This is a genomic window from Pantoea sp. EEL5 (assembly GCF_049892805.1).
In the GTDB taxonomy this organism is placed as follows: Bacteria; Pseudomonadota; Gammaproteobacteria; order Enterobacterales; family Enterobacteriaceae; genus Pantoea; species Pantoea ananatis.
On record NZ_JBNDNJ010000003.1, the window covers coordinates 163,183 to 180,854 of the forward strand.

The following is a 17,672-nucleotide window of genomic DNA, read 5'->3' on the forward strand; positions in this document are numbered from 1 at the left end:
GAACCAATAATGGATAAAGTATGAAGAACTGGAGAATGCTGATTCTTGGTGTGGCGCTCAGTGCCAACACCGCGTTCGCAGCACCACAAGTGGTTGATAAAGTTGCAGCTGTAGTGAATAACGGCGTGGTCCTCGAGAGTGACGTGGACAGCATGATGAGCACCGTTAAATCTCAGGCGAAGCAGGCAGGTCAACAGTTGCCTGATGATAAGACGTTGCGCCATCAGATCCTCGAACGTGAGATCATGGACGCGATCATCCTGCAGTTAGGTGATAAAGCCGGTTTACAGATTACCGATCAGCAACTGGATCAGGCTATTCAGAATATCGCCGCGCAAAACCGCATGAGCGTTGATCAGCTGAGAAGCCGCCTGGCTTACGACGGGATGAACTACAACACCTATCGTGCTCAGATCCGTAAAGAGATGCTGATCTCTGAAGTGCGTAATAATGAAGTCCGCCGTCGTGTCACTATCCTGCCGCAGGAAGTCGATACGCTGGCGCAGCAGGTTGGCGCTCAGAATACGCAGGGCACTGAAATGAATATCAGTCATATCCTGCTGCCTCTGCCGGAAAACCCTACGCAGCAGCAGGTTGACGATCAGGAGAAGCTGGCAAAACAGCTGATAACGGAACTGAAAGGTGGCGCAGACTTTGGCAAGCTGGCCGTGACCTACTCCGCCGATTCTCAGGCGCTGAAGGGCGGCAACATGGGCTGGGCAAAAATCGAAGAGCTGCCTACCCTGTTTGCTCAGGCGCTGACCACAGCGAAGAAGGGCGACATTGTTGGCCCTATCCGTTCAGGTGTGGGTTTCCATATCCTGAAGGTGAACGATCTGCGCGGCGAGAGCAAAAACGTCTCTGTTACCGAAGTGCATGCGCGCCACATTCTGCTGAAGCCGTCTCCGATCATGACTGACGATCAGGCTCGCGCTAAGCTGGAACAGATCGCTGCCGACATTCGCAGTGGTAAGACGACCTTTGCCGCGGCCGCCAAACAGTTCTCCGACGATCCGGGTTCGGCTAATCAGGGCGGCGATCTGGGCTGGACCTCACCAGAAGTGTTTGACCCGGCATTCCGCGATGCGCTGCTGCGTCTGAAAAAAGGCGAAACCAGTCAGCCGGTCCACTCCTCTTTTGGCTGGCATCTGATTCAGCTGCTGGATACGCGTCAGGTGGATAAAACCGATGCAGCCCAGAAAGAGCGCGCTTACCGTATGCTGTTTAATCGTAAGTTTGCGGAAGAAGCGCAAACCTGGATGCAGGAACAGCGCGCCGGCGCTTACGTGAAAATCCTGGATAACAATGCGCAGTGATTTTCGTGTGGTGATCACGCCCGGCGAACCCGCCGGGATTGGTCCCGATCTTGCCGTTCAACTGGCTCAGCGAGCCTGGCCTGTTGAACTGGTTGTGTGTGCTTCTCCCCAGCTGTTGCTGCAACGTGCTGCTCAGCTGGGTTTGCCGTTGACGCTGCGCGTTTACGACGCCGCAGGCGAACCCGAACCGCAACAGGCTGGCACGCTCACCGTTCTCCCCGTTGAAATACCGCAGCCGGTCACGCCCGGCACGCTATGCGTCGCCAACAGCCACTATGTGCTGGAAACCCTGGCACGCGCCTGCGACGGATGTTTATCCGGGGAGTTTTCTGCCTTAATTACTGGCCCCGTTCACAAGGGCGTGATTAACGACGCGGGCATTCCGTTTACCGGGCATACCGAATTTTTTGCCGAGCGCGCGGGCGTGCAGCGCGTGGTGATGATGCTGGCCACCGAGCAACTGCGTGTCGCGCTTGCCACTACGCATCTGCCGTTAAAAGATGTTGCTGGTGCCGTCACCCGCGATTGTCTGCATGAAGTCATCACCATTCTGCATCAGGATCTCAAGCATAAGTTTGCCATTGCTCAGCCGCATATTTTTGTCTGCGGACTGAATCCCCATGCCGGAGAAGGCGGTCACATGGGGCGGGAAGAGATAGACACGATCATCCCGGCACTCAATGCGCTGCGCGAGCAAGGCATTCAACTCACCGGTCCGCTGCCTGCGGATACACTGTTCCAGCCCAAATATCTGCAACATGCCGATGCGGTGCTGGCGATGTATCACGATCAGGGGTTACCGGTGCTTAAATTTCAGGGATTTGGTCGGGCGGTTAATATTACCCTCGGCCTGCCGTTTATCCGTACCTCAGTCGACCACGGCACCGCGCTTGAATTAGCCGGGTTGGGTCAGGCTGACGCGGGCAGCTTTATCACGGCGCTTAACCTCGCCATCACTATGATCAAGAGCAGTAATGAATAATCGCGTCCATCAGGGGCACTACGCCCGTAAACGTTTCGGGCAAAACTTCCTGAACGATCAATATATTATCGACAGCATCGTCTCCGCCATCCATCCACAGCGCGATCAGGCAATAGTGGAAATCGGTCCGGGTTTGGGTGCACTTACTGAACCCGTGGGCGAACGCCTGGACAGTTTAACCGTGGTGGAGTTAGATCGCGATCTGGCTGCACGCCTGCAAACTCATCCGTTTTTAGGGCCCAAGCTGACGATTTTCCAGCAGGACGCCATGACGTTTGACTTCGCTGCGCTGGCCAAAGAGAAAGGCCAGCCGCTGCGGGTCTTCGGTAACCTGCCATATAATATTTCGACCCCGCTGATGTTCCATCTGTTCAGCTATACTGGTTCGATTAAAGATATGCACTTCATGCTGCAGAAAGAGGTGGTTAATCGTCTGGTTGCGGGTCCCGGCAGCAAAGCCTATGGTCGTCTGAGCGTAATGGCTCAGTACTATTGTCAGGTGATTCCGGTGCTGGAAGTGCCGCCGCACTCCTTTACCCCGCCCCCGAAGGTGGACTCGGCGGTTGTGCGGTTAGTCCCTTACATGACACCGCCTCATCCGGTCAAAGACGTGCGTATTCTGAGCCGCATTACCACTGAAGCATTCGGTCAACGCCGCAAAACGCTGCGTAACAGCCTGAGCCATATGGTCGTTGCTGGCGCACTGGATGAGCTGGAAATCGACACCAGCCTGCGTGCCGAAAATGTTTCGGTCGCGCAGTATTGCCAGTTAGCAAACTGGCTGGCAGATCATCTGGATCAACCCCAGGAGTAACCCATGAGTGAACCGGCCCGCGTATCGCTGCACGTACAAAGTCTGTATGTCGCCTCACAGTCCTCACCGGAAGATGAGCGCTATGTCTTTGCTTATACCGTCACGATTCGCAACGTAGGCCGGTCCTCAGTGCAACTGCTCCGACGCTACTGGCTCATCACTAACGGCAACGGCCGTGAGACGGAAGTTCAGGGTGAAGGCGTCATAGGCGAACAGCCGCATATTGCACCGGGAAATGAATATCAGTACACCAGCGGTGCTGTTCTTGAAACCCCGATGGGCACCATGCAAGGTCACTATGTGATGGTCGATGAGCAAGGCGATGAATTCCACGTCGAGATCCCGGTATTCCGCCTCGCGATTCAAACCCACATCCATTGATACTGGCGCCCTTCGCCCGCCTGGCGGGCGACTGTCTGAGTTGGATAATCCTCTATGAATACTTACCTGATTGGCGACGTTCACGGTTGTTATGATGAATTACGTGCTCTGCTGAACCAGGTTAATTACGATCCCAGTCAGGATACCTTATGGCTGACGGGTGACCTGGTGGCGCGAGGGCCCGGCTCGCTGGAGGTTCTGCGCTACGTAAAGTCATTGGGTGACAGCGTCCGTCTGGTGCTGGGTAATCACGATCTGCATTTGCTGGCCGTTTATGCCGGAATCAGTCGTAATAAACCCAAAGATCGCCTGACACCGCTGCTGGAAGCGGAAGATGCCGATGACCTGATTAACTGGCTGCGTCGCCAGCCGTTGCTGCAGGTCGATGAAGAGAAAAAGCTGGTGATGGGCCATGCCGGCATTACGCCTCAGTGGGATCTGGATACAGCACAACAGTGCGCACGCGAAGTGGAAGCCGTGCTGTCCAGCGACAGTTACCCACTGTTTCTTGACGCGATGTACGGCGACATGCCGAATAACTGGAATGAATCCCTGACCGGCCTGGCCCGCCTGCGCTTCTCGACCAACGCACTAACCCGTATGCGTTTCTGCTTTCCTAACGGTCAGCTAGACATGATCTGTAAGGATGCGCCGGAATCCGCCCCGCCGCCGTTAAAACCCTGGTTCATGATTGAAGGCCCGGTCGCACGCGATCACACCATTGTTTTCGGTCACTGGGCGTCGCTGGAAGGGAAAGGCACGCCAGAGGGCATTATTGGTCTGGATACCGGATGCTGCTGGGGCGGGAACCTGACGCTCCTGCACTGGGAAACCCAACGCTACTATGTTCAGCCATCGAACCGTCAGTTGTCCGTACCGGACGATCTTACTCCGCAATCGTCAACCCGCTAACGCGCAGCCATAAAAAAACGCCTTGTCACAACAAGGCGTTATTTACTGCGCGTAAATTAACGGCGGCGTTCGAGGATCTCAAAGCAGTAACTGTGCGAGTTCTGCTCATCGGCATCATGAAACTCACTGAACGTGGAGTGCCACTCATCCGGCTCGTAATCCGGGAACTGCGTATCGCCTTCCACTTCCGCATCAATGTGCGTCAGATAAAGACGGTCGGCGCGCGCCAGCATCTGCTCATAGATGCGGCCGCCGCCAATGACCATGATCTCTTCAGCCTCACCCGCCGCACTGATGGCGTCGGCCAGCGAAGTTACCCAGGTTACGCCTTCGGCACTGCCCGGCTTGCTGCTGACCACAATGTTGAGCCGGCCAGGCAATGGACGACCAATAGATTCAAAGGTCAGTCTGCCCATAATAACTGGCTTTTTCAGTGTGTTGCGCTTAAACCACGCCAGGTCTGCAGGCAGGTCCCACGGCATGGCGTTTTCCATTCCAATAATGCGATCTGCTGCTAATGCCGCGATAAGACTAATCATGTTAAAAGGCTCGCTGAAAAAAACAGGCGCCATGATACGTAAAGGTTAAACCTTCGTCGATAGCAGGAAGGTGCTTATTGCATAAAGCGGCATTGCCACCATGTTTCAGACGTTGTACAGGGTTTTACTCCATAAGAAGGGCAAGTCCACCGCAAAAGTCGCCAGATAATGGCGTCACCTCGCTATAAATCATGATAATAAAAACGGCTCCCTGGGGAGCCGTTGTGTGTCATCAGAAATCGTAGCGGAAACGAACCAGGTTCATATCGCCCTGATTGTCCGTACTGGAAGTGAAGACATGTTCGTAATCCACACGGAAACCGTAGTCCAGGAATAACGTTACGCCCAGGCCATTGTCAATGCGCTGGTAGTTGCGGCCATTCACGTATTCTAAACGGTCGCCCATCACGTAAGGCTGAAAGGCTTTGACACCATATTGCGCCACCGGGATTTTGTATCCGGCGTAATATTCGATGCCCCAGGCATCGTCCGCAAAATAGTTATTCACGTTGCGCTGTTTGGTCGTCAGGAAGTTTTGATACCAGCCACCGCCTGCTGACAGTGTCCAGTTACCCGGCGTCCAGCTCAGTGCCGTGCCAAAAATGTTTTGGTCGTAATCTTTATTGTTGCCCGTGACCGGATCACGCATGCTGGCGCGGGTGTAGTTCCAAGCCGTGCCCCATGCCAGCGTTGGCGTAATGTTGTAATTCACGCCCAGCGAACCGCCGCCCTGACGCTTGTAGCGCAGTCCATTGCCCGGCAAATATTCGTTATCGCTAAACAGGTAAGAGGCATAAAGATCAACTGCACCATAACTGTTTTTGTATTTCAGCTGCTTACGAGAACGGTATGAACCGTCGTAATCACCGTTAATGCCGTTACCCGGTGCCTGGGCCAGCATGTCGTAATCCCAGATATCCGTCTTGGCACCCACAACGTCGTAATAAACGCTGTTCTGCTGACCAAAGGTCAACTGGCCCCAGGTTTTACTTTTCAGGCCGGTATAGAGCTGGCGGCGCGTGGTTTCATGCGCCCCTTCAGCGTAGTGATTATCCCAGTTGAATACGGCCGGAATGTTAACGCCCAGCTCGTAGTAGCTGGTCCAACTGATATCGTCGAACAGGTAGTAATCCGCGCTAAAGCGGAAACGTGAACCACCGTCAAAGCCATTACGCTTATAGGATTTATCATTCACGCCGGTTTGATGGTTAAACTGAGGACGAATACTGCCACCGAATTTAAAATCGAGACGGCTAAGGGGATCGCCTGCTTGTGGGTCTTGTTTGAGAAGAGTGATTTCAGCCTGGCTGGAAAAAGACGCCAGAGCCAGGAGTGCAGCCACTGCACTCAGTGAAAAAGAACGCGCTTTCATTGTTATAACTATCCTGTTTACGCTCTAATAATGAGCGAGCCGGATATTACAGCGGTCAATGTCAGCCTGGTAGTTTTTTGTATTATAGATTTGTGCGAATGAGCAGATTGGGCATTATTGGCTAAAAATTAAATCAAATTTATTTGAGATTGCTGCCGCTTATCCCAGTATGAACGGGTTGATACAGCGCCAGTGGGCCGCATCAGCAGCCTGACTGAGAATGCGTTACATCGCCGGTCTTCCCTTTGGCTGTGAGCCGTATTTAGTTTGCCCCTGGCAGATCGACCAGCACTTTTTCGATTAACGCGACGATGCCTCTAACCCTGGGAGGGATAAAGCGCGCATCCGGGAAAACGGCATACACAAAGCGATCGGGATAGCGATACGCTGGCAACACCCTGATAAGCGAGCCGGATTTCAACGCCTCAGTTGCAAGGGGTAATTGCATACCGCCTACACCGATTCCCGCCTGCAACGCCTGTAATAACCCTTCACTGCTATTGGCCCTGAAGGCTGTCTTTACGGCCAGTTCTACGGTTTCATCGCCCCTGACAAGCCGCAATGGCGCAGACTCGGCAATGCTGCTGAAACGCACGTGCGGTTGGCACATCAATGCATCCAGTGAATTGAGCGGCGGGAAATCCGGTGATGCGAAAAGCGGTGTTTCAATACGCGCGATTTTCCGTGCCGGATACACTTCCGGCGCATCCTGAGTAAGGCGGAACGCCACATCCACGCCTTCTCTGGCCAGGTCGGATATCCTGTCATCAAGCGAGAGCGTCAGATGCAAACCCGGATTCGCTTTTTGCAATCCGAGCAGATGAGGAAGAAACAAACGCCCTAATCCGCCCGGGAGTTGAACGTTTATCTTGCCCTGCCATTGCTGTGCGACAGGGGATAGCTGGTTCTCGACCGCCTGCATTGCCTCAAGTATGGGCTGCATCTTACGCCGGTAATATTCTCCTTGCGCTGTCAGTACCCTCACCCGCGTCGTCCTGTGCAGCAGCACTACGCCGAGTTCAGCCTCAAGCGCGGCGATCTGCTGGCTGACCGCAGACTGTTTGATATTCAACTGGCGTGCTGCCTCAGAAAAAGACCCCGCCTCAGCCACGCGTAAAAACGTTCGAATGGCATTGAGCTTGTTATTCATTTACGCATTTCTCTTATAAGTGACATCAGCTTTCGGGGATACCGGCAAAAAACAATTTATAGCAGGCTGTCTGCAACCAAACTGGAGGACAAAAAATGTCACAGAAGCCTCAATCTAAAGTCGCACTGGTTGCGGGTGCAAGCGGTATCGTCGGCAGCAACCTGGTTAAAACGCTGTTGCAGAATGAATGGCAGGTTATTGGATTGTCTCGCGCAGGAGGCGCTGACCGGGGCACGGTGCCGTTTGTTAACGTCGATCTGCTCAATGAAAAAGACACTGCGCGCGCCCTCAAGCCCCTTCGGCACGTTACCCACATTTTCTACAGCGCCTGGCTTAATGCCGCGAGCTGGCGGGAAATGGTTGAACCCAACGTCACCATGTTACGTAACCTGGTCACTCAGGTTGAGAACGTGGCTCCGCTGGAAACGGTGAGCCTGATGCAGGGCTACAAAATTTACGGCGCTCATCTTGGCCCGTTCAAAACCCCCGCCAGAGAAAGCGATGCCGCTATTCCCGGCGCCGAATTCAATACGGCGCAACAGGACTGGCTGTGCCGCTTTCAGCATCATAAAACCTGGCACTGGCATGCACTTCGTCCTGGCGTTGTCGGCAGCGCGTTAACCGGCAATACCATGAATCTTGCGCTGAGTATCGCGATATACGCTTCACTGTGCAAAGCGCAAAATCTGCCCCTGCGCTTTCCAGGGTCGCAGCGCACCTGGCACAGCATTATCGATCACACCGATGATAGCTTATTGTCTGCCGCCACCTTGTGGGCATCGACCGCATCCTCCGCCAGGAATCAAGCATTTAACATCAATAACGGTGATATCTGGCGATGGTGTGAGCTCTGGCCCCTCATTGCAGGCTGGTTTGAACTGGAGACGGCGCCCCCGGTTGCGTTGTCATTTCAGCAGCTTTTCGGCGATTACCGCAGGACATGGCATGCCCTGGCGGAAAAAAAACAGCTGGTTGAGGCTGACATCATGAGGCTGAGTGACGGTCAGTTCGCCGATTTTGTCTTTAGCTGGGATTACGATATGTTTGGTGATGGCAGCAAACTGAGGCGGGCAGGGTTTACCGAATTTTGCGCCACGGATGAGATGTTTATCCGCCTGTTTACTCAGTTCAGGATGGCGAACATTATTCCCTGAGGCATGCAGCGAGCCATTTTCCCCTGCCGCAGCGCTGGCAGGGGAGCATTGATCAATCGCGCTTCGCAGGCAAAAGCCGCCCACGGGAGCGGAAAAACAGGGCCATCAGGCACCTGGTCGAATCACGCTAAACTGGCTTCACGACGCAGAGGTATGTCAACGCGCCGACAGAACGGATCAATCAGATGATGACCCGGCCGTTATTAACCGAATGGCACCAGCGGTTTTTATAGTCTCCGGACATCGAACCGTAGGAGTAATGAAGAGGAAGCTGCTTTTCTGCTGCTTCCTGATACAAGGCTGTCAGGTTCTTCCACATCAGCATTGTCCCCACCGCGCCAGCATTGCTGTCTATCCGGTAGCCAATATTAATAAAATCAACGAACATCCCGGCACTGCTCGAGACAGAAAGCAGGAGCTGCAGTGCAACAGGTTCATTATGCAGGAACATCATATAGCCTTTGAAACAGGGCTGAAACTCCCGGAAAAACGCTTTATTAATGGCCCTCTCCGCGATGGCCTGATTGCGTCTCGCCTGATAGAGAATCTCAAACACCTCAAAAATATGTTCCCCGTCAAGCTGGCTGACATTGAGAAAACTCCCCCCGTCATTGAGAAACTTTCTGAGCTCTCTCTCCCGTGTCGAGACCGTTTTACGGGAAAAGTCGGCGACAGGGCTCTTGGTAAAAGCGGCATGGCTCTTACTAAACAGGCTATAGGAGGTATTGAGGAAGCGATGACGCTGCAAATGATGTAGCGACTTGCACCGGAAAGGTAAAAGCACCTTTTTCGACGCCTCGTTGCAAAACGGCACATAGACAGAGGTTGAGGGAGCCAGTAGCGCGGGAAGCGAACGCTGCCGATGTCTGCCATCGTTGGCAAGCCAGCCCTTTTCAACGCAGACGCTCCCCATCGTTTTCCCTTTCCTTTGATAAGAATAAAAGTCAAAGGACTGCCCACATCGCATTTTAAAGGCAATAAATTCCGGTGCGGACTCGCAGTTATAACCAAAATGATTACAGGCTCTTTGATAATCCTCAAAAGAGCACTGCCCCCATCTGAAAAACTTGGGAATAAACATGTCAGGCGCTAACTCTTAATCAAGCATGTAAACTTCAGAGAAGCGAATGGGTTCTCTGGATATGTAAACCATGAAAAATACAGGGTATTTTAAAGATAAGCGCTGCGGCTGAACAGGTGATTATCGAGCACTGTAAGCAGTAATGCGGGTTTGTTTAAAATCGGTTGAGCAACGATCAAATAGCGAAAATACAGTAGAACGTTAAGAAACAGATCGTAAATAATTAAAAATATTAATGCATATTTAAACATCAAGGCATCAATATTTAAAAAACCTATTTAATTAAAGTCTGTTTACTCAGAAACGTTCATGAGCCTGAAAAGAATATTAAAAAAATACCGGTTTATTCGAAATGTCGCGCTGACCTGAGAATCGCTGCCCAGAAACAGGGTTCATCCTGTTCTGTTGGGAAAAGACTACTTTCTGACCAACCCCAGACTCACCAACCATTCTAAAGGCGATGCCCTTTTTTACAGGCGGCACTTGCCGCAGGCAGGTACAGCCTCCACGCTGCCTGCTAAGACAGAAACGCACTCAGCGGAGGGTGATCTTTACCCGTGCCTGTAGAACTGCTCAGTTCAGGCCCGATCTCTCAAAAAAAAAGCCCCTGCGAGGAGCGTTAAGCCAGCACACTGGCAAATCGTCCTACCACAGGGGCTATTACAGCCACTCAGCCAGCGCTATTTATGCGCAAGGATCTGCGCATGCATTTCCTGTACTGAAATCACTTTTTCAGTCGGGTCGGCGTTTAGCGCCATGGCCGTTGCAAAACCCCCGTTTAGCGTAGTGTCGTAATGAACTTTGTATTGCAGCGCACTACGACGAATCAGCTTGGAGTCTTCAATAGCCTGGCGGCCTGCCGTGGTATTCACGATGTAGGCATATTCGCCGTTTTTCAGCCGGTCCTGAATATGTGGACGACCTTCGTGAACCTTGTTAACCAGGCGAGGATTAATGCCCGCTTCCCCCAACACCACAGCGGTGCCGTGAGTGGCATCCAGCTCAAAGCCAAACTTCTGCAACTTCGCGGCCAGGTCAACGATACGTTTCTTATCGCCCTCACGGACCGACAGCAGCGCGCGTCCGGTTTTCTTCATGTTGCTTTGCGCACCCAGCATCGCTTTGGCAAAGGCCTCTGCAAAGGTACGGCCCACGCCCATGACTTCACCGGTTGAGCGCATTTCTGGCCCCAGAATGGGGTCAACGCCCTGGAACTTGTTAAACGGCAGCACCACTTCCTTGACAGAGTAGTAAGGCGGAATCACCTCTTCGGTGACGCCCTGCTCTGCCAACGTTTTGCCTGCCATCACGCGTGCGGCGACTTTCGCCAGCGGTACGCCCGTCGCTTTTGACACAAAAGGAACGGTACGCGCAGCACGTGGGTTAACTTCAATCAGGTAGACTTCATTGTCTTTCACCGCGAACTGCACGTTCATTAAGCCGCGAACGTTCAGCTCAAACGCCAGCTTTTCAACCTGCTGACGCATTACGTTTTGAATATCCTGGCTCAGCGTGTAGGCCGGCAGAGAACAGGCCGAGTCACCTGAGTGAACGCCTGCCTGCTCAATGTGCTCCATGATGCCGCCGATCAGTACACGCTCACCATCACAGATGGCATCCACATCGACTTCTACAGCATCGTCAAGGAAGCGATCCAGCAAGACCGGCGCATCGTTAGAAACCGACACCGCCGTCTGGAAATAACGCTTCAGGTCTATTTCGTCGTAGACGATTTCCATCGCACGTCCGCCCAGCACGTACGAGGGACGGACCACCAGCGGATAACCAATCCCGGCAGCTTTTTCTACCGCCTGCTCCAGGGTGGCAACGGTGGCGTTGGCAGGCTGCTTCAGGTTCAGGCGGTCAACGGCCTGCTGGAAGCGTTCGCGGTCTTCTGCCCGATCAATCGCATCCGGGCTGGTCCCGATGACCGGTACGCCAGCGGCTTCCAGTGCGCGAGCCAGTTTCAGCGGCGTCTGACCACCGTACTGCACAATCACCCCTTTCGGTTTTTCGATGCGGACGATTTCCAGCACGTCTTCAAGCGTTACCGGCTCGAAGTAAAGGCGATCAGAGGTGTCATAATCCGTGGAGACGGTTTCCGGGTTACAGTTCACCATGATGGTTTCGAAACCGTCTTCGCGCAGCGCCAGTGCCGCATGAACACAACAGTAGTCAAACTCAATGCCCTGGCCGATACGGTTTGGTCCACCACCCAGTACCATGATCTTGTCACGATCCTGGTTAGGATTCGCTTCGCACTCTTCCTCATAGGTAGAGTACATATAGGCTGTATCGGTCGAGAATTCTGCCGCGCAGGTATCCACCCGCTTGTAAACCGGATGCAGATTGTGATGCTGACGTAGCTTACGAATTTCACCTTCTGCCACGCCCACCAGTGAGGCCAGGCGCGCATCGGCAAAACCTTTGCGCTTCAGCGTGCGAAGGAAATCGGCGTTCAGACCGTTCACGCCTTCGCGCGCTACCTGCTCTTCAAGACGAACCAGCTCTTCAATCTGCACCAGGAACCAGCGGTCAATATTGGTGAGATTGAATACGCCGTCCACCGACATCCCCGCACGGAAGGCATCGGCGATGTACCAGATCCGATCGGAACCGGCATCTTTCAGCTCACGACGGATACGGGTTAAGGCTTCCGCATCGTCAAGGTGAACTTTCGGATCAAAACCATTCGCGCCAACCTCCAGGCCGCGCAGCGCTTTCTGCACCGACTCCTGGAAGGTGCGACCAATCGCCATGACTTCGCCCACTGACTTCATCTGCGTGGTCAGACGGTCATTCGCACCAGCAAACTTTTCAAAGTTGAAGCGAGGAATCTTTGTGACGACGTAATCGATTGAAGGCTCAAACGAAGCCGGCGTCCGTCCACCGGTAATGTCGTTCATCAGCTCATCGAGCGTAAAGCCAACCGCCAGTTTTGCCGCCACTTTCGCGATCGGGAAGCCGGTTGCTTTGGAGGCCAGCGCCGAGGAACGTGACACGCGCGGGTTCATCTCGATCACGATCAGACGACCATTTTTCGGGTTCACCGCAAACTGTACGTTGGAGCCGCCGGTTTCCACACCAATCTCACGCAGCACCGCCAGCGAGGCGTTACGCATAATCTGGTACTCTTTGTCGGTCAGCGTCTGCGCGGGCGCAACCGTGATGGAGTCGCCCGTGTGGATCCCCATGGCATCAAAGTTTTCAATTGAGCAGACAATGATGCAGTTGTCGTTTTTGTCACGCACCACTTCCATCTCATACTCTTTCCAGCCAATCAGCGATTCGTCAATTAACAGCTCGTTGGTTGGGGAAAGGTCGAGGCCGCGTTCACAGATCTCTTCAAACTCTTCGCGGTTATACGCGATGCCGCCGCCGGTGCCGCCCATGGTAAAAGACGGACGGATAATGCAGGGAAAGCCCACATCGGCCGCCACTGCCAGCGCTTCATCCATGGTATGCGCGATACCGGAGCGCGCGGTATCCAGACCGATGCTTTTCATCGCCACGTCAAAACGACGACGGTCTTCTGCTTTATCAATAGCGTCTGCGGTTGCACCAATCATGGTGACGCCGAATTCTTCCAGCACGCCCTGACGCTCAAGCTCCAGCGCACAGTTCAACGCTGTCTGGCCGCCCATGGTGGGCAGCACCGCATCCGGGCGCTCTTTTTCAATGATTTTACGTACCACTTCCCAGTGAATCGGCTCAATGTAGGTTGCATCGGCCATTTCCGGGTCGGTCATAATGGTGGCCGGGTTGGAGTTCACCAGAATGACGCGGTAACCCTCTTCACGCAGGGCTTTACACGCCTGCGCACCGGAATAGTCGAATTCGCAGGCCTGACCGATCACAATCGGACCGGCACCAAGAATCAGGATGGATTTTATGTCTGTACGTTTTGGCATGATTAGCTCCTGATTACTTTGCTTTCGAACGGAATGCGTCAATCAACTCAATAAAGTGGTCAAACAGCGGTGCAGCATCACCCGGTCCCGGGCTGGCTTCCGGATGGCCCTGGAAGCTAAACGCAGGCTTATCGGTGCGATGGATGCCCTGCACCGTCTTATCGAACAGGGAGATATGCGTCACACGCAGGTTCGCAGGCAGATTCGCCTCATCCACCGCGAAGCCGTGGTTCTGCGCCGTGATCATGACGCGGTTGTTGTCCAAATCTTTAACTGGATGGTTGCCGCCGTGGTGGCCCAGCTTCATTTTGACGGTTTTCGCGCCGCTGGCCAGGGCCAGCAGTTGGTGGCCCAGGCAAATACCAAACACCGGGATATCGGTTTTCAGGAAGGCCTGAATCGCCTCAATGGCATAATCGCAGGGCTCAGGATCGCCAGGGCCGTTAGAGAGGAAGATACCGTCCGGATTCATCGCCAGGACCGTTTCTGCTGGCGTTTTGGCCGGCACCACTGTCAGGCGGCAGCCGCGGTCCACCAGCATACGCAGGATGTTGCGTTTCGCGCCGTAATCATAAGCGACGACGTGGTAAGGCAGTGCTTCTGCCTGTTTCTGTTCTGGCAAATCCCCTTCCAGTGTCCAGCTCCCCTGCTGCCAGGCATAGGTTTCAGCCGTCGTCACTTCCTTTGCCAGATCCATGCCTTTCAGGCCAGGGAAAGCCTGCGCTTTTTGTAAGGCCAGAGCCGCATCCAGATTATCGCCTGCAATAATGCAGCCGTTCTGCGCGCCCTTTTCCCGTAACAGTCGCGTCAGCTTGCGCGTATCAATATCGGCAATCGCCACGATGTTATTGCGCTGCAGATAAGCCGATAAGCTTTCTTCGCTACGGTAGTTGCTGGCAATTAGCGGCAGGTCACGAATGACCAGGCCCTGCGCATGGATTTGACTGGATTCTTCATCGGCGGCGTTAGCACCAACATTGCCGATATGGGGATAAGTGAGAGTAACAATCTGGCGGGAATAGGAGGGATCAGTGAGGATTTCTTGATAACCGGTCATTGACGTATTGAAAACGACTTCCCCCACTGCCGACCCTGTAGCCCCGATGGCCCGACCGTGGAATTGGGTTCCGTCTTCCAGAACCAAGAGCGCTGACTTAATCAAAACATCCTCCAGGGAATAAACAGTCACAATATCTGCATATTAATTCAAAATAGTGATCTGAATCAATGCAAAAACTGCCTGAGTGGTCAATTTTTGGCAAATTGCGCGCATTCTAATGATCGTCCTGATACTTGTCCACCCTGAAGCAACATTTTTAACATCTTTTCAGGCTCAGAGCGAAAATGAAGAGGATAAGCGTTAAAAACAGGGGTAAACACAGCCGAATAAACGTTTGCCGATCGCACTCGATGTTTATTCCGGGAAAACCACCTGCTAATTTTGACCAAATGGTCAAAATTAGCAGGTTTACTGAGAAGCGAAAGGAATAAAAACCCAACTTTCATTCATCACAATGAAAAAAAAGGTTAAAGCGACTATTTTTTAGATAAAATTAAGGGCAATTAAAAAATTGCCCTTCTCAATCAATTTATTAGCGATTGAAATCACCACATCACACAGGTAAAACTCATTACAAACTTGATAAATCCAGCACGTCACGCATATCGTAAAGCCCGGTTTTATTCTCACTCAGCCAAATTGCAGCCTTTACGGCGCCATTGGCAAAGGTCATGCGACTGGACGCCTTGTGCGTTATCTCTATGCGTTCCCCTTCGTCGGCAAATAACGCGGTATGCTCTCCGACAATGTCTCCTGCCCGCACAGTGGCAAAACCAATGGTATTCGCTTTGCGCTCACCGGTATGGCCCTCACGGCTGTAAACGGCATGTTCATCCAGTTTCCAGTCCATCGCCTCTGCAATCGCCTCGCCCATCGCCAGCGCCGTGCCGGAGGGCGCATCCACCTTGTGGCGATGATGCGCTTCAATAATTTCAATATCCGCATAATCGCCCATCACTTTGGCGGCTTTCTCCAGCAGCTTCAGGACCAGATTAACGCCTACGCTAAAGTTAGCGGCAAACACAATGCCAATATCCGCCGCCGCGTCGCGAATCGCTGCTTTACCGGCGTCATCAAAGCCTGTCGTACCGATGATCATGGCTTTGCGGTGCTCACGACAGATGGCAAGGTATTCCAGCGTTCCTTCCGGGCGGGTGAAATCAATCACGACGTCAAAATCATCGACGACGGCGCGTAAGTCATCTCTCAGGGTAACGCCAGCGTGGCCGATACCGGCCAGTTCACCTGCGTCACTGCCGATCAACGAGGAGCCCGGTCGGGCTAACGCTGCGCCCAGCTCAACGCCTTCCAGCTGAGCAACCGCCTGAATCAGATTGCGCCCCATGCGCCCCGGCGCGCCCACGATGGCAATGCGGATATTCTTCATATTTATTCATTCCTAAAACAAATCTATGCATGCAAGCGCAATCAGGTTAACCATGAGATAACAACTGCGCCACTCTTTCTCGGGGATAATAAGAATTTTTATGCCAGGTGGGGCGGATTATCAGTAAAAGCAATTTCCGCCGCCGCCGCCCGGTCTGAAAAGCAAAAAGGCCGAACAGAGTCGGCCTTTTCATTGCTTAACGTGTGCGGATTACTGCACGTTGCGGACGTCAACCCGCAACTCTTTGGGCACTTCAAACACAATGTTTTCTTCCCGCCCTTCCAGCACTCTCGCTTCACCACCGCCCAAGGCCTGCAGGCGACTAATCACGTTCTGAACCAGAATATCGGGAGCCGAAGCGCCCGCCGTTACGCCAACACAATCGACAGAAACCACCCACTCAGGCTGAATGTCCGCCGCATCATCAATCAGATACGCCGCTTTGCCCATGCGCTGGGCCAGTTCGGCCAGGCGATTGGAGTTAGAGGAGTTTTTCGATCCGACTACCAGTACCACATCGGCCTGCTCGGCCATCGCCCGCACGGCTTCCTGACGGTTGGTGGTGGCATAACAAATATCATCTTTACGTGGGCCCACGATTTTCGGGAAGCGAGCGCGCAGCGCATCAATCACTTCTGACGTGTCATCCACCGACAACGTCGTCTGGGTCATAAAGGACAGGCGGTTGTCATCTTTAACGTCCAGCTTCCAGACGTCGTCCGGCGACTCCACCAGGTACATCCCACCTTTAGGGTTGTTGTACTGCCCCATGGTGCCTTCCACTTCCGGATGGCCCGCGTGGCCAATCAGCACCGATTCTTCACCCCGACGGCTGGCGCGGGCCACTTCCATATGCACCTTGGTCACCAGCGGGCAGGTGGCATCAAAGACGGTGAGATCACGCCCTTTTGCTTCATTGCGTACCGCCTGCGAGACGCCGTGGGCAGAGAAAATCAGGATAGCGCCATCAGGCACTTCCGCGATCTGCTCAATAAAGATCGCGCCGCGCTGGCGCAGGCTGTCCACCACGTAGCGGTTATGAACCACTTCGTGCCGGACGTACACCGGCGCACCAAACAGCGTTAGTGCGTTTTCAACAATGCTGATGGCGCGATCTACACCTGCACAAAAACCCCGTGGATTAGCCAACAGAATTTGCATTGTTCGCCTCCAGTACCGGATCGATATCCAGCACTTCAATATCAAACTGAACGCGGTGGCCTGCCAGCGGATGGTTGAAATCCACGGTGATTGAATCACCGGAAATTTCCCGAATCACGCCCGGCATTTCACTACCGCCCATTCCGGTAAACAGCATGATGGCGCCAATCTCAGGCTCTCCCGTGTCAATAAAATCACGGCGGGAAAAGTACTGGATAAGATCGGGGCTGACGCTACCAAACGCGTCTTCTGGTGCCAGCGTGAATTGATGTTTTTCACCCGGCGTCAATCCCAACAGTGCCTGCTCCAGCGCGCCGGACAGGCTACCGTCGCCGAGACGAAACAGCGCAGGTTTACCGTTGGCACGAGTGGATTCCGCCACTGAGCCGTCTTCCAGCTTCATGACGAAATGCAACAATACCGCGCTGTCGCCCTTTACAGACTCAGTCATG

The 17,672-nt window shown here is 53.5% G+C and carries 15 protein-coding genes; 6 read left to right on the top strand and 9 right to left on the bottom strand.

The window, feature by feature from the left end; all coding sequences use genetic code 11:
• Positions 1-20 precede the first annotated feature (20 nt).
• Genes surA through apaH form a run of 5 tightly spaced genes read left to right on the top strand, consistent with a single transcriptional unit; the run spans position 21 to position 4,405 of the window.
• Entirely contained in the window at positions 21-1,316 is a 1,296-nt protein-coding gene (surA, locus tag ACPXSQ_RS15015; RefSeq protein ID WP_013024579.1) for a peptidylprolyl isomerase SurA, read from the top strand.
• A complete protein-coding gene (gene pdxA, locus ACPXSQ_RS15020; protein WP_426144125.1) occupies positions 1,306-2,298 on the top strand; it encodes a 4-hydroxythreonine-4-phosphate dehydrogenase PdxA in 993 nt (330 codons plus the stop codon). Before surA ends, pdxA begins: the two co-directional genes overlap by 11 nt.
• Positions 2,291-3,112 carry a 16S rRNA (adenine(1518)-N(6)/adenine(1519)-N(6))-dimethyltransferase RsmA gene (gene rsmA, locus ACPXSQ_RS15025; RefSeq protein WP_013024577.1) on the top strand — a complete coding sequence of 274 codons (822 nt, stop codon included), beginning with the start codon at positions 2,291-2,293 and terminating at the stop codon, positions 3,110-3,112. The genes pdxA and rsmA overlap by 8 nt, the downstream gene beginning before the upstream one ends.
• 3 nt (positions 3,113-3,115) lie before the next feature.
• A complete protein-coding gene (gene apaG / locus ACPXSQ_RS15030) occupies positions 3,116-3,493 on the top strand; it encodes a Co2+/Mg2+ efflux protein ApaG (RefSeq protein ID WP_013024576.1) in 378 nt (125 codons plus the stop codon).
• A 54-nt stretch (positions 3,494-3,547) separates the two neighbouring features.
• Positions 3,548-4,405: a bis(5'-nucleosyl)-tetraphosphatase (symmetrical) ApaH gene (gene apaH, locus ACPXSQ_RS15035; RefSeq protein ID WP_013024575.1), complete on the top strand. Its 858-nt coding sequence runs from the start codon at positions 3,548-3,550 to the stop codon at positions 4,403-4,405.
• A gap of 56 nt (positions 4,406-4,461) precedes the next feature.
• Here the strand turns inward: apaH and folA are convergent, their stop codons facing one another.
• The 3 genes from folA to ACPXSQ_RS15050 form a co-directional block, all read right to left on the bottom strand.
• The gene (gene folA, locus ACPXSQ_RS15040; protein WP_072138579.1) at positions 4,462-4,944 is read right to left on the bottom strand and encodes a type 3 dihydrofolate reductase; all 483 of its coding nucleotides are present in this window, start codon (positions 4,942-4,944) and stop codon (positions 4,462-4,464) included.
• Positions 4,945-5,176: 232 nt separating this feature from the next.
• Positions 5,177-6,316 carry a porin gene (locus tag ACPXSQ_RS15045; RefSeq protein ID WP_426144126.1) on the bottom strand — a complete coding sequence of 380 codons (1,140 nt, stop codon included), beginning with the start codon at positions 6,314-6,316 and terminating at the stop codon, positions 5,177-5,179.
• 262 nt (positions 6,317-6,578) lie between these two features.
• Positions 6,579-7,466, bottom strand: coding sequence for a LysR family transcriptional regulator (locus ACPXSQ_RS15050; protein WP_014606608.1), 888 nt, complete (start codon positions 7,464-7,466; stop codon positions 6,579-6,581).
• A gap of 95 nt (positions 7,467-7,561) precedes the next feature.
• On the opposite strand from ACPXSQ_RS15050, the gene ACPXSQ_RS15055 reads away from it, so the two are divergent.
• Positions 7,562-8,620, top strand: a complete 1,059-nt coding sequence (locus ACPXSQ_RS15055; RefSeq protein ID WP_064373201.1) for an SDR family oxidoreductase — start codon at positions 7,562-7,564, stop codon at positions 8,618-8,620.
• Between the two features lie 181 nt (positions 8,621-8,801).
• Here the strand turns inward: ACPXSQ_RS15055 and ACPXSQ_RS15060 are convergent, their stop codons facing one another.
• From ACPXSQ_RS15060 to fkpB, 6 genes are all read right to left on the bottom strand, one after another.
• Positions 8,802-9,533 (bottom strand): Mig-14 family protein, encoded by a 732-nt coding sequence (locus ACPXSQ_RS15060; protein WP_015700978.1) that lies wholly within the window; start codon positions 9,531-9,533, stop codon positions 8,802-8,804.
• Between the two features lie 848 nt (positions 9,534-10,381).
• Positions 10,382-13,612, bottom strand: coding sequence for a carbamoyl-phosphate synthase large subunit (gene carB, locus ACPXSQ_RS15065; RefSeq protein ID WP_014592889.1), 3,231 nt, complete (start codon positions 13,610-13,612; stop codon positions 10,382-10,384).
• A 13-nt stretch (positions 13,613-13,625) separates the two neighbouring features.
• A complete protein-coding gene (carA, locus tag ACPXSQ_RS15070) occupies positions 13,626-14,774 on the bottom strand; it encodes a glutamine-hydrolyzing carbamoyl-phosphate synthase small subunit (protein ID WP_014606611.1) in 1,149 nt (382 codons plus the stop codon).
• Positions 14,775-15,243: 469 nt separating this feature from the next.
• Entirely contained in the window at positions 15,244-16,059 is an 816-nt protein-coding gene (gene dapB, locus ACPXSQ_RS15075) for a 4-hydroxy-tetrahydrodipicolinate reductase (RefSeq protein WP_014606612.1), read from the bottom strand.
• Between the two features lie 210 nt (positions 16,060-16,269).
• Positions 16,270-17,220, bottom strand: coding sequence for a 4-hydroxy-3-methylbut-2-enyl diphosphate reductase (gene ispH / locus ACPXSQ_RS15080; RefSeq protein ID WP_013024566.1), 951 nt, complete (start codon positions 17,218-17,220; stop codon positions 16,270-16,272).
• Positions 17,201-17,671: an FKBP-type peptidyl-prolyl cis-trans isomerase gene (fkpB, locus tag ACPXSQ_RS15085; protein ID WP_426144127.1), complete on the bottom strand. Its 471-nt coding sequence runs from the start codon at positions 17,669-17,671 to the stop codon at positions 17,201-17,203. Before fkpB ends, ispH begins: the two co-directional genes overlap by 20 nt.
• Between the last annotated feature and the right edge of the window lies 1 nt (position 17,672).

Excerpts from the sequence above, each read along its gene's own strand:
- ACPXSQ_RS15045 (WP_426144126.1), bottom strand. The coding sequence starts at position 6,316 with ATGAAAGCGCGTTCTTTTTCACTGAGTGCAGTGGCTGCACTCCTGGCT.
- folA (WP_072138579.1), bottom strand. The coding sequence starts at position 4,944 with ATGATTAGTCTTATCGCGGCATTAGCAGCAGATCGCATTATTGGAATG.
- rsmA (WP_013024577.1), top strand. The coding sequence starts at position 2,291 with ATGAATAATCGCGTCCATCAGGGGCACTACGCCCGTAAACGTTTCGGG.
- ispH (WP_013024566.1), bottom strand. The coding sequence starts at position 17,220 with ATGCAAATTCTGTTGGCTAATCCACGGGGTTTTTGTGCAGGTGTAGAT.
- pdxA (WP_426144125.1), top strand. The coding sequence starts at position 1,306 with ATGCGCAGTGATTTTCGTGTGGTGATCACGCCCGGCGAACCCGCCGGG.
- ACPXSQ_RS15055 (WP_064373201.1), top strand. The coding sequence starts at position 7,562 with ATGTCACAGAAGCCTCAATCTAAAGTCGCACTGGTTGCGGGTGCAAGC.
- dapB (WP_014606612.1), bottom strand. The coding sequence starts at position 16,059 with ATGAAGAATATCCGCATTGCCATCGTGGGCGCGCCGGGGCGCATGGGG.
- apaG (WP_013024576.1), top strand. The coding sequence starts at position 3,116 with ATGAGTGAACCGGCCCGCGTATCGCTGCACGTACAAAGTCTGTATGTC.
- fkpB (WP_426144127.1), bottom strand. The coding sequence starts at position 17,671 with ATGACTGAGTCTGTAAAGGGCGACAGCGCGGTATTGTTGCATTTCGTC.
- carB (WP_014592889.1), bottom strand. The coding sequence starts at position 13,612 with ATGCCAAAACGTACAGACATAAAATCCATCCTGATTCTTGGTGCCGGT.
- surA (WP_013024579.1), top strand. The coding sequence starts at position 21 with ATGAAGAACTGGAGAATGCTGATTCTTGGTGTGGCGCTCAGTGCCAAC.
- ACPXSQ_RS15050 (WP_014606608.1), bottom strand. The coding sequence starts at position 7,466 with ATGAATAACAAGCTCAATGCCATTCGAACGTTTTTACGCGTGGCTGAG.
- apaH (WP_013024575.1), top strand. The coding sequence starts at position 3,548 with ATGAATACTTACCTGATTGGCGACGTTCACGGTTGTTATGATGAATTA.
- ACPXSQ_RS15060 (WP_015700978.1), bottom strand. The coding sequence starts at position 9,533 with ATGGGGAGCGTCTGCGTTGAAAAGGGCTGGCTTGCCAACGATGGCAGA.